A 12762-nucleotide genomic window follows, 5' to 3' on the forward strand; every position below is an offset into this window, starting at 1 on the left:
ACTCGCGGCCTGCGCCACAGGCCAGCCGGGGTGCGGAGACGACACCGTCGCGAGGCGATACGGGAGGGTTCATGTCTGATCCGGGCGACTCGACCGGTACCCCTGATCCGGGCCACCCTCCGGCGGAGGTCGGCTCCGGTCGCCGGGACCGGCCACGCTCGCCGAGGTTGGTGGCCGCTGCCGCCGGGGTCGTCCTGGTCGCCGGGGCCGTCGCGGACCTCGGGCCGGAGGAGTCCTCCCCGGTCGAGATCTCCGTAGAGGCCGGGCCGACCGGATCCGTCCGGGACCAGTTCGCCCGGGCCTTCACCCGGGGCCCGGCCTGGGATCCTCCGGTCGTGCTCAGCATCAAGCCGCCACCCAAGGACTGACCCGCCCCGGGGTCATCTGCCCCCGACGGCCGGCAGGGCCAGCGACAGGACCCGCGGCCCGTCGAGCACCATCAGCCCGCGTCCGGCGAACTCCGTCACCGCCTCGGTGATGTCATCGGCCGGCAGGCGTTCCCCGAACCGCTGGTGCAGGCCCGACCGGGCGACCGGACGATCCACACAGGCCAGATAGATCTCGGCCAGCGGACCCTCGAAGGTGTAGGTGCCCTCCCGACCGGGCTGGCGGCCATCGTAGATCTGCAGGTGATCCGTGCTCGACCGGTAGGTGAGCACCGGAGGTGGGTCCGTCCCGGCGGCCTCGGTCCAGGCCGCCACCTGCCGGGCCAACGGCAGGTACGCCTCGTCGGAAAGGCCGTCCGTCGGTGGCTGCTCGAAGAAGTAGGCGACCCGATCCAGGTCGGTCTCGGCCGGATAGACGTACCCGTAGCTGCTTTCCGGCCGCACACCATCCGTCGCGGCCCGGGCCGCCGCGTACAGCGGACTGAACCGTTCGATCCAGATCCGGGCCGCGCCGCCGGGTGGCTGGAGATGCCACAGCTGGGGCAGGAGGGCGGCCTGCTCGGCGTAGTCGTCGGCGGTCTCCTCCGGGAAACCCCAGAGGATGTTCCACGCCACCTCGATGCCGTAGTAGCGGCACCAGCGCAGCAGGTTGATGTTCTGGGCGGCGGTGACCCCCTTGCGCATCAGCCGCAGCACATGCGAGCTGAGCGACTCGATACCGGGTTGGATGCGGGTCACCCCGGCCTGTGCCAGCAGCCGTATCTGATCACGGGAGAGGTTCGCCTTGACCTCATAGAACAGCTCGTAACCGGTGTCCGCCCCGGCCAGCTGCGGCATGAGTTCCCGCAGGTGGGTCGGGTCGAGGATGTTGTCCACCGCCTCGAACCGGAAGCTGCCGTAACGGCGGGCCTGCAGGTCCAGTTCGGCCCGTACCTGATCGGTGGTCTTGGCCCGGAACCGCATGGTGGTGCCGTTCAGTCCGCAGAAGGTGCAGTGATGCTTGGCCCCCCACCAGCAGCCCCGGGAGGACTCGAAGGGGATCCACACCCGGTGGCGGCCGGCGGCCGGCATCAGGGCCAGGTCGGCCATCCGTTGGAAGTACTCGGCATAGTCCGGCACGGTGGCGTCGGGCAACTCCAGCGGCGGGGCGGGTGCAGCCCCACCGACCCCATCCGCCACCCGGCCCAGCACCCCGGGCACGGTCAACGGGTCCGTACCGGCGGCGAGGGCCCGCAGCAGCCCGGGTAGGGCCCGCTCCCCCTCCCCGGTGACCGCCAGGTCCATGCAGTCCACCGTCCGCACCAGCTCCGGTCCCATCTCGCCGTCGAAGTTGGCGCCACCGAAGACGGTGACCAGCTCGGGCCACTCCTGCTTGAGCCGTCGGGCCAGGGCGATCGAGGCCGTGTTCTGCTGGTAGGTGGAGCTGAAGCCGACTACCCGGAACCGGTCCCACGGAAAGGTCCGCACGAGAGTGTCCAGGTAGGCCGGCACCTGAACATCGCGCAGGTACGCCAGTCGGTCCTGGAGGTCTTTGCCGGATGCGCCCAGGTGCCGCAGGTCGGCGGCGAAGTCGACGGGCAGCCTTCGCCCGCCGTCCGGCGCGGCCTCGCCGAAGGCGGCGACGGAGAACAACCAGTCACCGACCAGCCGGCCCCGGTGCTCCGCCAGCAGGGAGTACTCCTGCGCCCCGATCAGGGCCGCGAAATCGAGATTCGCGTGCAGGGTACGCACCGGAAACCCGGCCTGGGCCACCGTGGCACTGAGCAGCCCTAGCTGGATCGAGGGCCGGTAGATGCCCATGAACGGCATGGACACGAGGACCACCGGCCAGTCCGGGTACCCGGCTGCCGGCCGGTCACACTGATCGACGCCGGACGTATCGACCTCCGCTACTCTGCAGCCACCGCGCGGGCGGTCGAGGTTCGGTGTGGGTACGGGTTGCAGGATGCGCCACCGGCAACCGGCGGTCAAGCCGAGCCGGACAGCGTTCGTACGGCGGACGTCTGCGGGCGGGGTCAGGGCCGGGTCGGGCAGCCGCTGGTCACGGCCTGGCCGGGGTGGGTCGTGGCGGCAACCCGGGTCGCCGGCCTGGGTCGCCAGAGCAGGTCCACGATCGCCCCGTCCGGGCGCGTCATCTGGTGGTGTTCCCGGTAGCCCAGCCGCCGGTAGAGCCGCCGGTCGGCCTCGCTGTGCAGGTCGGCGTAGATCGGCAGACCGTGGGTGTCCATCAGCCGGTGGCTGTCGGCGAGTACGGTCGCGGCCTGGCCCGCCCGGTTGGCGTCCGGCGGCGCCGCCAGGATCGCCAGGTGGTTGTGGGGTTCCTCCGGACGGTGCGCGGCCAGGAACCGGTCCAGTCGGTGGAACCGGACCAGATGCTCCTCGCAGGCCCACCTGATGCGCTCCAGGTAGCGCGTCGGGGGTGGGATCGGACGGTAGCGGTGGAACCAGACCGTAGCCGCCGCGCCATCGGTGAGCAGGAAGGCGTCCCCGAACAGCAGGGCGTGTTCCACCCAGATGCGGGACACCGCGGCCAGCACGGCGGGACGCCGCCGCTCGTCCGGCACCAGCCAGGCCCCCAGGGTGGTGGGGGCCAGGGTGGCGGTCACCAGATCGGTGATCCAGTCGATGTCACGCCAGCGGGCGCGTTTGACCGGCGAGACAGGGCGCATGGAAACTCCTGATGAGACACAAGTCCGAGGGGCGGCCGGGAGTCGCGACCAGCGCTAGCCGGAGGGCGCGATGGGATGCCTAGACACGCCGGACCGGCCGCTGGCGTCCTCGGGCGATGGGATCGCCACCGCCACCGGACCGCCCGAATCAGTCGTTCGCCGGCCCGCCCGGAGCCCGAGCCGCAGCAGCCCAGGATTCAGCCACCCTCGATCCGTCACCGGTTGTCTCCAACTCCCCAGCCAACGATGCGAACGAACCCTAACCCGTCGCAACGAGACAATCACACAGAGTCCGGCGTGTCGCACCCAACACACCCCCACCCCGCCGCCTCACCCTCCCCACCCCGTCGATCTTGCACTTTTGGTCGCCGGTTCGCGGCTTTTCAGGCGTTATGTCCCGGCAGAAAGTGCATGATCGGCGGGAAAAGCAGGGCGGGGCGCGGGCGGGGAGGGCGGGCGGGAGGGGTGTCAGGGGGTGGGGTGGGGGTGGAGCGGCGGCGGCGGGTTAGGTGGGTGATGATGGCGGCCAGGAGGATGGCCTCGGCGGTGAGGATGACCACGGCCCAGGTGGGGCTCAGCCAGGTGGCCAGGCTGGTGTACCAGTAGCGGATCAGGAAGGTCAGCACGGTGCCGATGAACAGGACGGAGGCCAGCCCGTACACCGTGAAGGCCACCCGGTCACGGGTCCGGTAGTCGGTCACCCCGCGGGGGCCCTGGCGCACCAGCCGGCCGTAGAACCGGTAGGTGTCCGTGCGCAGGTCGGCCAGGTTCAGCGCGTGACTGAGCATGTGGTAGCCGTCCAGGCGCAGGAAGGGCACCAGGTTGAGCACGGCCGTGGCGGTACCGAACAGCAACATGGTGCCGGCCAGGTCGTACAGCATCCCGGGTGAACCCCACAGGCGGATCGCGGCGAAGGGCACCAGCGCCAGCATGCTCACGAAGACCCCGGCGAAGGCGGTCGCGACCCGCCGCCGCGGGGTGAACAGCACCACGTCGTCGACCTTGCAGTACGGGGCCAGCAGCGGGAACCGCCACATCACCCCGATCTCGGTGACCCGGCCGCCGAAATATCGGCAGGTCAGTCCGTGGGCGCACTCGTGCAGGAAGATGATCACCCAGGTGACCGCCACCGCGATCAGGATCGCCGCCAGCGGCCGACCACCACCGATTCCGGCGGCCAGATCCGGCAGCTGCCACCCCACGTACCCGAGGACCGCCAGGGCCAGGGCCAGGGCCAGCGCCGGCAGCACGAACCACCAACTGAACACCGGCGCCAGCCAGGGCAGCACCCGGTCGAACAGCCGCTGCGGGTCGAACAGCGGCATCCGGGCCGACAGCGGACCACGCCGGGTCTTCGCCGCCCCCTCGGCAGCCGAGGAGGTCAGCGCGGCCAGGGCCGCCGGATCGGTAGCGCCGTGCAGCAGTTGCCGCTTGTGCAGCATGCCGAACAGTTGCTGCCAGTTCTCCGGCCCCAGCCGACGCTGGTAGGCGCTGGCGTACTCGCCGGCCAGGTCCTCCAGGCTGCGGGTGCCGTCCATCCGGGACATCAGGAAGTGCTCCCGGGGTCCCACCCGGTCTCCGGGGCCTTGACGTGGTGCACGAGCTTGCCCTCGCGCCACACCCCGGGGCCGAGCACGATCTCGGACCGCAGCCGGGGCCGGGCCCAGGTGGCCTGCTGCCCGGCCTCGACCGTGGTCATCGGGATCCGGCCGGCGCCGGCTCGTCGAGCAACGCGGCGCGCATCAGGTACGACAGGTAGATCTCGTCGAGGATGCTCACCCCGAGTCGGTTGTTGGTCATGTGCACGTACGAGCTGAGCAGGATCGGTACGACCGCGTCGAGGTCGCTGACCACCCGGGGCTCGGCGTCGCCGCGCTGGAAGACCAGGGTGCCCTGCTCGGCCGCGGCGGCCACCCGGTCACGCAGTTCCCGGCAGTGCGCCGCCCAGCGTGGCCAACGAGACCTACCAGGACTTCGTCCGCCGTCATCCCGACCGATGAGCGGTGCGACCCTCTCGGGTCGCACCGCTCGTCGGTCATCGTGCGGAGGCCTCCGGCGGCGGCCCCTCGGCCGCCACCGGCTCGGGCGTCTCCTCGAGTACCGGCAGGCCCAGCCGCCGTACCGCCTCGGCCACCAGCGCATCGCTGGTGGAGCGGAGGTCGATGACGATGCCGGGCTCGTCCGGCCAGAGCGGTTCCAGGGTCGCCGTCTGGGAGTCGAGCAGGCTGGGCGGCATGTACTCATGGGTACGCACCGACATCCGTTCCCGGATGACCTCGGTCGGGCCGTGCAGGTGCACGAAGAACACCCCCGGGGGTCCCTGCCGCAGCAGGTCCCGGTAGGAGCGCTTGAGCGCCGAGCAGGTCAGCACGGTGGAGACCCCCTCCCGGTGCCGGGCGGTCATCCAGTCGGCCAGGGCCTGCAACCAGGGCCAGCGGGCGTCGTCGTCCAGTGGTATGCCGGCCCGCATCCGGGCCACATTGGCCTCGGAGTGGAACTCGTCGGCCTCGGCGAAGGTCAGTCCGGTGGACGCGGCGATCCCCCGGGCCACCGTGGTCTTGCCTGCGCCGGAGACCCCCATCACCACTATGTGGCGAGTCGGCGGCTCACCAGTCATGGACCGTGCCGTCCTTGAGCCGGTTGAACGGCAGGTACGCCGGCTGGTACGGGAAGCGGGCCGCAGCCTCCTCGTCCAGCTCCACCCCGATACCGGGCTGCTCCCCCGGGTGCAGGTAGCCGTCGGTGAAGGTGAAGGACTGGCGGAACACCTCGTTGGTCAGCGGACCGTGCCGCATGTACTCCTGGATGCCGAAGTTGTGGATGGCCAGGTCCAGGTGCAGGGCGGCGGCCATGCCGACCGGGGAGATGTCGGTCGGGCCGTGGATGCCGGACTTGATCTGGTACTGGGCGGCGAAGTCGAGCAGCTTGCGCATGGCGGTGATGCCGCCGGTGTGGGTGACCGCGGACCGCACGTAGTCGATGAGCTGTTCCCGGATCAGGGTCTGGTAGTCCCACACGGTGTTGAACACCTCGCCGATGGCCAGCGGGGTGGTGGTGTGCTGCCGGACCAGCCGCAGGGCCTCCTGGTTCTCCGCCGGGGTGCAGTCCTCCAGCCAGAACAGGTCGTACGGCTCCAGGGCCTTGCCCAGCTTGGCGGCCTGGATCGGGGTCATCCGGTGGTGACCGTCGTGCAGCAGCGGCAGCTCCGGGCCGAACTCGTTGCGGACCGCCTCGAAGACCCCGGGCAGGTGCCGCAGGTAGGCGCGGGTGTCCCAGTCCTCCTCGGCGGGCAGGGGGGTGCGCTGGGCCGGCTCGTAGTCGTAGCGCTTGCCGTCCGAGCTGGGCTGGGCGGCCACCCCGTACACGGCGTTGATGCCGGGCACGGAGGTCTGCACCCGGATCGAGCGGTAGCCCTGCTCCAGGTGGGCGCGGATGGAGTCGAACAGCTCCGGCACGTCGCGGCCGGAGGCGTGGCCGTACGCCATGATGCCGTTGCGCGACGCACCGCCGAGCAGCTGGTAGAGCGGCATGCCGGCGGCCTTGGCCTTGATGTCCCACAGGGCCACGTCCACCGCGGCGATGGCGGCCATGGTGACCGGGCCACGCCGCCAGTACGCCGAGCGGTAGAGGAACTGCCAGGCGTCCTCGATGCGGTGCGCGTCCCGCCCGATCAGCAGGGGCACCACATGGTCGCGCAGGTAGGAGGCGACGGAGAGTTCCCGGCCGTTGAGGGTGCCGTCACCCAGACCGGTGATGCCGTCCGCTGTTGTGATCTTCAGTGTGACGAAGTTGCGGTCAGGGCTGGAAACGATGACGTCGGCAGCGACGATCTTCACGAGGGGGTGCCTTTCTCGCAGTCAGCGGAGGGTGGTGCCGGCGGCGTTGCCGGTCAACAGGGAAAGCTCGTCACGGCGGGGCAGACCCTCCCAGTCACCGTGCGCGGTGACCGCGAAGGCGCCGAGGGCCACCGCCCGCCGCAGCCGGTCGGACAGGTCCAGGCCGTCCAGGTGGCCGGAGAGGTAACCGGCGGTGAAGGCGTCACCGGCGCCGACGGTGTCCACCGCGGTCACCGGTACCGCCGCCATCTCCCGCACCCCTTCGGGGGTGTACGCGCGGGCCCCGTCGGAACCGAGCTTGACCAGCACGGTCTGCACCCCCCGGTCCAGCAGGGCGGCGACCATCCCGGCCTCGTCGGTGCCGGGCTCGGCGACCAGGTCCAGTTCGTCCGCGGAGGCGATGACGATCGAGGCGTACCCGGCCAGGGGGGTCAGCACGGCGCGGGCGGCGTCCCGGGACCAGAGCCGGGCCCGGTAGTTGACGTCCAGCGACACCGTCATCCCGGCGACGGCCGCCTGGCGGGCCGCGTACTCCGTGGCCTGTCGGGCGCTGTCGGACAGGGCCGGGGTGATGCCGCTCAGGTGCAGCACCCGGGCACCGGCGGCCAGCGGCCCGGCCAGGTCGTCCGGGTGCAGGGCGGAGCCGGCCGAACCGGCCCGGTGGTACCGCACCCGGGTCAGGTCGGCGGTGCGCCGTTCCAGGAACATCACTCCAGCGGGCCGGTCGGGGTCGCGGGCCACCCCCTCGGTGGCCACCCCCTCGGCCCGCAGTTGGCGCAGCACGAACTCGCCGAGTTCGTCGTCGCTGACCCGGCCCACCCAGGCGCTGCGGTGGCCGAGCCGGGCCAGCCCGATCGCCACATTGGTCTCCGCCCCGGCCAGGTGCATGGTCAGCGGGCCACCGAGGGCCAGCGGGCCGGCCGAGCGCAGGGACACCAGGGCCTCGCCCAGGGTGAGCACCTCCACGCCGGGTACGGTCACCTGGGCCCCGCTTCGCGGACCGCCACCCGGTAGGCGCGGGCCCGCTCCCGCAGTGCGTCCAGGTCGCCGCCGGAGGCGGCGTCGCCCACCAGCGGACCCCCGACCCCGACCGCGATCGCCCCGGCCGCCAGGTAGCCGGGCAGCTCGGCCAGGCCCACCCCACCGACGGCGACGAAGCCGATGTCCGGGAAGGGGTCCCGCAGCGCCTTCAGGTATCCCGCACCACCCACCGAGGCCGGGAAGAGCTTGACCACGCTGGCCCCCCACCGCACGGCGGTGTACGCCTCGGTCGGGGTGAGGGCCCCGGCGGCTACCGGCAGGCCCCGCCGGACCGCCTCCGGGATGGAGTCGACCACGGCGGGGGTCACCACGAACTGGGCCCCGGCCGCCGCCACGTCGGCCACGGCCGCCGGGGTGAGCACCGTGCCGGCACCCACCAAGGTGCCGGCGGGGGCGTCCGCCCGGATGGCCGCGATGGCGTCCAGGGCCCCCGGGGTGGTCAGGGCCACCTCGACGATGGACACCCCCTCGGCCAGCAGGGCGGTGCCGGCAGCGATCGCGGCGGTGGTGTCCGTACCCCGGATGATCGCCAGCAGCCGCTGGGCGGTGAGTTCGGTGGTGAGCAGGTCGGTCATGATCACCATTCCGCGTACGAGCCGTCGGGGTGCCGGAACATCGGGCTGCGCCAGGCGTGACCCCGCTTGTCCGCCGCGCGCACCGCCTGCTCGTCGATCTCGATGCCCAGCCCCGGTGCGGTGAGGCGCTGGACGTACCCGTCGACGAAGGTCAGCGGCTGCTGGTCGACACAGTAGTCGAGCACCTCGGCACCGAGGTTGTAATGGATGCCGATGCTCTGCTCCTGGATCAGGTAGTTCGGGGTGGCGAACCCGACCTGGAGGCAGGCGGCCAGGGCGATCGGCCCCAGCGGACAGTGCGGGGCCAGTTGCACGTCGAAGGTCTCCGCCAGGGCCGCGATCTTGCGTACCTCGGTGATGCCCCCGGCGTGCGACAGGTCCGGCTGGGCCACCGCGATACCGGCCTGGAGCACCGGCAGGAACTCCTGCCGGTTGTAGAGCCGTTCCCCGGTGGAGACCGGGGTGGTGGTGGAGCGGACGAACTCCCCGATCAGGTGGGAGTTCTCCGGCACCACCGGCTCCTCCAGGAAGAACGGCCGGTACGGCTCCAGCAGCGGGGCCACCCGGCGGGCATTGGCCAGGGTGAACCGGCCGTGGAAGTCCACGGCCACGTCCCGGTCCTCGCCGAGCACCTCCCGGGCGGCGGCCACCCGCTGGACCACCGCGTCGAGTTCGGCGACGGTGGCCAGCGGGCTCATCCGCCCGGAGGCGTTCATCTTCACCGCGGTCAGTCCGGACTCCACCCGCGCGGCGATCTGGTCGCGCACCTCGCTGGGCTCGTCACCGCCGACCCAGCCGTAGACCCGGATCCGGTCCCGGACCGGCCCGCCGAGCAACTGGTGCACCGGGGCGCCGTACCGCTTGCCGGCGATGTCCCACAGGGCCTGGTCCAGCCCGGCCACGGCGCTGGCCAGGATCGGGCCGCCCCGGTAGAAGGAGCCCTTGGTCATCACCTGCCAGTGGTCCTCGATCCGCAGCGCGTCCTGGCCGATCAGCAGCTCGCTGAGCTGCTCCACGGCGGTGCGTACGGTCTCCGAGCGGCCCTCGCAGGTGGCCTCGCCCCAGCCGACGAGGCCGTCGGCGGTCTCCACCCGGACGAACAGCCAGCGGGGTGCTACCAGGAAGGTCTCGACGCGCGAGATGGTGGTCATGGTGCTCAGCCCTTCGTCGCGCCTGCGGTGAGTCCGGAGACGATGTACTTCTGCACGAACAGCGCGATGAGCATGATGGGCAGGGTGACCACCGTGGTCGCCGCCATCAGGCCGCCCCAGTCGATGCTGGCGTAGCCGACGAAGTCGAAGATCGCCACGGGCAGGGTCTTGGTGTCCGCGCCGGAGAGCACCAGGGCGAACATGAAGTTGTTCCAGGAGAAGATGAAGGACAGGATGCCGGCGGTAGCGATGCCCGGCACCGACAGCGGCAGGGTGACCCGCCGGAAGGCTCCGATCGGGGTCAGCCCGTCGACCTGGGCGGCCTCCTCCAACTCGTCCGGCAGGCCGTCGAAGAAGCCCATCATGATGTAGACGATCAACGGCAGCGAGACGAACATGTGGCTGAGGATCAGCACGGTGAAACCGCCGACCATGCGCATGTTCGAGAAGACGTAGTACCAGGGCACCAGCAGCGAGACACCGGGGATGACCCGGGCCATCAGCACCACCAGCGCCGACTTGCGCATGTTGAACCGGCTCATCGCGTACGCGGCCGGCACCCCGAGCAGCAACGACAGCACGGTGGCGGCGAAGGCCACCCAGAGGCTGTTGCCGATGAACTGGATGTAGTTCGCCTGCTGGAGGACGGTGCTGTAGTTGTCCAGCGTCGGCGAGAAGACCAGGGCCTTGCTGGAGTCGTAGATGTCGACGTTGGTCTTGAAGGAGGCGGCGACCATCCAGACCAGCGGCGCCACCAGGGAGAGCACGACGGCGACCAGGGCCACCGCGCGGAAGGCCCGGAACCCGGCGCTTGCCTTCATCGTCCGGCCTCCTTCTTCTTACGGGAGGTGAGGAGCCACATCACACCGATGATGATCAGGAAGAACAGAATCAGCACCGTCGAGGAGAGGCCGTACTCGTTGTAGTCGAAGCTCAGCCCGTAGGCGTACACGTTGAGCGTCTCCACCTCGTTGAAGGAACCGCCGCCGCGGCCCTTGGTCGCGTAGAGGATGTCGAAGGTCTTCAGAGCGTCGATGCCGCGCAGCAGCACCGCGACGATCACGGTGGGCATCAGCAGCGGCAGGGTGACGTGCCGGAACCGCTGCCAGGTGCTCGCGCCGTCGATCATCGCCGCTTCCTGCGGCTCGTCGGAGAGCGAGGTCAGACCGGCCAGCAGGATCAGCACCACCATCGGGGTCCACTGCCAGATGTCGATGAAGATGGTGGTGGCCAGCGCGCTGTTCTGCCCGGCCAGCCAGGGCTGCGGGCCGATGCCGACCCAGCCGAGGATCTGGTTGGCCATACCGATGTTGGGGTCGAAGATGAGCCGCCACATCATGCCGACGGCCACCGGGGTGGCGACCAGCGGCAGCAGGATCGCGACCCGGACCCACTTCTCGCCCTTGAACGGACGCCACAGCAGCAGGGCGATCGCCATGCCGAGCACTACCTCGAAGAAGAGCGCGGCACCGGTGAACGCGGCGGTCCGGCCCACGGCCGGCCAGAACCGGTCGGTGTCGCTGAGCACGTCCAGGTAGTTACGCAGCCCGATGAACTCCGACTCGGCCCGCACGGACCCCGAGGAGTCGGTGAGGCTGAGGTAGATGGTCCAGGCGAGCGGGAAGATGATCAGCGCGGCGACGAAGGCCATGGCCGGGGCCGCGAAGAGCCACTTGCGATGGTCGTTGGCCCAACGGGCCCAGCCGGGCGTGTCGGGCATGACTCCGGCGCCGCGTGGCGTCCGGCTGGGTGCGGTTACAGCTGGCATCAGATCTCCGTGAGGGGGAGGCCGGACGGGGGTGGCGGGGCGACGCCCCCACCACCCCCGTGCCCGGACTTAGCGGGCCTCGTCGTCCAGGAACTTCTGGAAGGCCTGGTTGGCGGCCTCGGCGGAGGCGGCAGCGTCCTTGCCGGTGATGGCGTCGACGATCGGCTGACCGACGATCTCGCGGGCCTGGGCGACCCGCTCGACCACCGGACGGTCGTGACCGACACCGTTGGCCAGGCTCACGGTGATCGCCTCGGCCATGTCCTTCGGGTAGGTGGCGATGCCCTCGGGGTTCTCCCACACGGAGGTACGGGCACCCGGCACGCCGGCCTTCTGCTGCTCCAGGGTCTGCGCCTTACCGGCCGCCCACTGGATGAACTTCCAGGCGTTGTCCTGGTTCTTCGAGGCGTCGTTGACGGCCAGACCCCAGGAGGGCACGTTGTACGGCTTCGAGCCAGCCGGGCCGGCCGGGAACGGCGCGAACCCGACGTTCTCGGAGACCTTCGACTTGGCCGGGTCGGTGGCGTTCTTGTAGAGGGAGTTCGCCTCCGGGTAGAAGGCGGCCTGGCCCTGGGTGAAGATGGCCATCGCCTCGGACCAACTCATGTCGGTGCTGATGTTGGCCGGGCCGTTCTCCCGCAGCAGACCACCGTAGAAGGCGTACGCCTGCTTGGCGGCGTCGGTGCTGACCGCGGACTTGCCGGACTCGTCGACGAAGTCACCGCCGAAGCTGAACAGGAAGCTGGAGAACTGGGTGACCGCGGCGGCCTTGCCGGTACGCGCGACGAAGCCGGCCACACCCGGGTTGTCGGCCTGGATCTTCGCGGCCTGGGTCTTCAGCTCGTCCAGGGTCTGCGGCGGGGCGCTGAAGCCGGACTTCTCCAGCAGGTCCTTGCGGTAGTAGAGCACCTGCTGCTCGGTGATGATCGGCACACCGACCACCTTGTCCTCGTAGGTGGTGGCGCTCAGCGGCGCGGCCTGGAAGTCGGCGAGGTCGAAGTCGCTGCTGCCCTTGGCCTTGTCGGTCAGGTCGGCGAGGTACTTGTTCTTGGCGAACAGCCGGCCTTCCTGCAGCGGGCGGTACATCATCACGTCGATGTCGCTGGAACCGGCGTTGAGCTTGACGTTGTACTGGTCGGACAGCTGGTCCTCACCGAGCTGGGTGACCTCGACCTTCAGGCCGGTCTCCTTCTCGAACTCCGGCAACGCCTTCCGGATGTTTTCGGTCCAGACATGGTTGACCAGGGTGACCCGCACGGTGTCCGAGGAGCCGCTGTCGTCACCGCTGCCGCAGGCGGACAGCGTCAGCGCGGACACCATCGCCAGAGATATCCCG

General features: G+C 70.5%; 14 protein-coding genes. 1 reads left to right on the plus strand and 13 read right to left on the minus strand.

Going from position 1 to position 12762, the window contains the following annotated elements:
• Positions 1-71: 71 nt before the first annotated feature.
• Positions 72-368 carry a hypothetical protein gene (locus tag ABZ795_RS02740; protein WP_357528247.1) on the plus strand — a complete coding sequence of 99 codons (297 nt, stop codon included), beginning with the start codon at positions 72-74 and terminating at the stop codon, positions 366-368.
• Between the two features lie 12 nt (positions 369-380).
• On the opposite strand, the gene ABZ795_RS02745 is transcribed toward ABZ795_RS02740, so the two are convergent.
• From ABZ795_RS02745 to ABZ795_RS02805, 13 genes are all read right to left on the minus strand, one after another.
• A complete protein-coding gene (locus ABZ795_RS02745; RefSeq protein ID WP_357528249.1) occupies positions 381-2201 on the minus strand; it encodes a RiPP maturation radical SAM C-methyltransferase in 1821 nt (606 codons plus the stop codon).
• Positions 2202-2401: 200 nt separating this feature from the next.
• Positions 2402-3055, minus strand: a complete 654-nt coding sequence (locus tag ABZ795_RS02750; RefSeq protein ID WP_357528251.1) for a hypothetical protein — start codon at positions 3053-3055, stop codon at positions 2402-2404.
• Positions 3056-3438: 383 nt separating this feature from the next.
• Positions 3439-4626: a M50 family metallopeptidase gene (locus ABZ795_RS02755; protein ID WP_357528253.1), complete on the minus strand. Its 1188-nt coding sequence runs from the start codon at positions 4624-4626 to the stop codon at positions 3439-3441.
• A complete protein-coding gene (locus ABZ795_RS02760) occupies positions 4602-4754 on the minus strand; it encodes a hypothetical protein (protein WP_357528255.1) in 153 nt (50 codons plus the stop codon). The genes ABZ795_RS02755 and ABZ795_RS02760 overlap by 25 nt, the downstream gene beginning before the upstream one ends.
• The gene (locus tag ABZ795_RS02765; protein ID WP_327025826.1) at positions 4751-5197 is read right to left on the minus strand and encodes a lantibiotic dehydratase C-terminal domain-containing protein; all 447 of its coding nucleotides are present in this window, start codon (positions 5195-5197) and stop codon (positions 4751-4753) included. The genes ABZ795_RS02760 and ABZ795_RS02765 overlap by 4 nt, the downstream gene beginning before the upstream one ends.
• Positions 5091-5672 carry a gluconokinase gene (locus ABZ795_RS02770; RefSeq protein WP_327025825.1) on the minus strand — a complete coding sequence of 194 codons (582 nt, stop codon included), beginning with the start codon at positions 5670-5672 and terminating at the stop codon, positions 5091-5093. The genes ABZ795_RS02765 and ABZ795_RS02770 overlap by 107 nt, the downstream gene beginning before the upstream one ends.
• Positions 5662-6891, minus strand: a complete 1230-nt coding sequence (gene manD, locus ABZ795_RS02775; RefSeq protein WP_327025824.1) for a D-mannonate dehydratase ManD — start codon at positions 6889-6891, stop codon at positions 5662-5664. The genes ABZ795_RS02770 and manD overlap by 11 nt, the downstream gene beginning before the upstream one ends.
• Before the next feature lie 21 nt (positions 6892-6912).
• Complete coding sequence (locus tag ABZ795_RS02780) at positions 6913-7872, minus strand: sugar kinase (RefSeq protein ID WP_327025823.1); 960 nt, start codon at positions 7870-7872, stop codon at positions 6913-6915.
• Positions 7869-8507 carry a bifunctional 4-hydroxy-2-oxoglutarate aldolase/2-dehydro-3-deoxy-phosphogluconate aldolase gene (locus ABZ795_RS02785; protein WP_327025822.1) on the minus strand — a complete coding sequence of 213 codons (639 nt, stop codon included), beginning with the start codon at positions 8505-8507 and terminating at the stop codon, positions 7869-7871. Before ABZ795_RS02785 ends, ABZ795_RS02780 begins: the two co-directional genes overlap by 4 nt.
• 2 nt (positions 8508-8509) lie before the next feature.
• On the minus strand, positions 8510-9658 hold the full coding sequence (dgoD, locus tag ABZ795_RS02790; RefSeq protein ID WP_357528258.1) for a galactonate dehydratase: 1149 nt from the start codon (positions 9656-9658) through the stop codon (positions 8510-8512).
• Between the two features lie 5 nt (positions 9659-9663).
• Positions 9664-10479, minus strand: a complete 816-nt coding sequence (locus ABZ795_RS02795) for a carbohydrate ABC transporter permease (protein ID WP_357528260.1) — start codon at positions 10477-10479, stop codon at positions 9664-9666.
• Positions 10476-11426, minus strand: coding sequence for a sugar ABC transporter permease (locus tag ABZ795_RS02800; protein WP_327025819.1), 951 nt, complete (start codon positions 11424-11426; stop codon positions 10476-10478). Before ABZ795_RS02800 ends, ABZ795_RS02795 begins: the two co-directional genes overlap by 4 nt.
• Positions 11427-11495: 69 nt before the next feature.
• Positions 11496-12746 (minus strand): sugar ABC transporter substrate-binding protein, encoded by a 1251-nt coding sequence (locus tag ABZ795_RS02805; protein WP_357528262.1) that lies wholly within the window; start codon positions 12744-12746, stop codon positions 11496-11498.
• Positions 12747-12762 lie beyond the last annotated feature (16 nt).

This window comes from Micromonospora sp. NPDC047134, assembly GCF_040643455.1.
GTDB lineage: Bacteria > Actinomycetota > Actinomycetes > Mycobacteriales > Micromonosporaceae > Micromonospora.

What these genes read in the sequence shown, in the direction of transcription:
- ABZ795_RS02740 (WP_357528247.1), top strand. Translation starts at nt 72, where the DNA reads ATGTCTGATCCGGGCGACTCGACCGGTACCCCTGATCCGGGCCACCCT.
- dgoD (WP_357528258.1), bottom strand. Translation starts at nt 9,658, where the DNA reads ATGACCACCATCTCGCGCGTCGAGACCTTCCTGGTAGCACCCCGCTGG.
- ABZ795_RS02760 (WP_357528255.1), bottom strand. Translation starts at nt 4,754, where the DNA reads ATGACCACGGTCGAGGCCGGGCAGCAGGCCACCTGGGCCCGGCCCCGG.
- ABZ795_RS02785 (WP_327025822.1), bottom strand. Translation starts at nt 8,507, where the DNA reads ATGACCGACCTGCTCACCACCGAACTCACCGCCCAGCGGCTGCTGGCG.
- ABZ795_RS02765 (WP_327025826.1), bottom strand. Translation starts at nt 5,197, where the DNA reads ATGCGCTGGTGGCCGAGGCGGTACGGCGGCTGGGCCTGCCGGTACTCG.
- ABZ795_RS02750 (WP_357528251.1), bottom strand. Translation starts at nt 3,055, where the DNA reads ATGCGCCCTGTCTCGCCGGTCAAACGCGCCCGCTGGCGTGACATCGAC.
- ABZ795_RS02770 (WP_327025825.1), bottom strand. Translation starts at nt 5,672, where the DNA reads ATGACTGGTGAGCCGCCGACTCGCCACATAGTGGTGATGGGGGTCTCC.
- ABZ795_RS02795 (WP_357528260.1), bottom strand. Translation starts at nt 10,479, where the DNA reads ATGAAGGCAAGCGCCGGGTTCCGGGCCTTCCGCGCGGTGGCCCTGGTC.
- ABZ795_RS02800 (WP_327025819.1), bottom strand. Translation starts at nt 11,426, where the DNA reads ATGCCAGCTGTAACCGCACCCAGCCGGACGCCACGCGGCGCCGGAGTC.
- ABZ795_RS02805 (WP_357528262.1), bottom strand. Translation starts at nt 12,746, where the DNA reads ATGGTGTCCGCGCTGACGCTGTCCGCCTGCGGCAGCGGTGACGACAGC.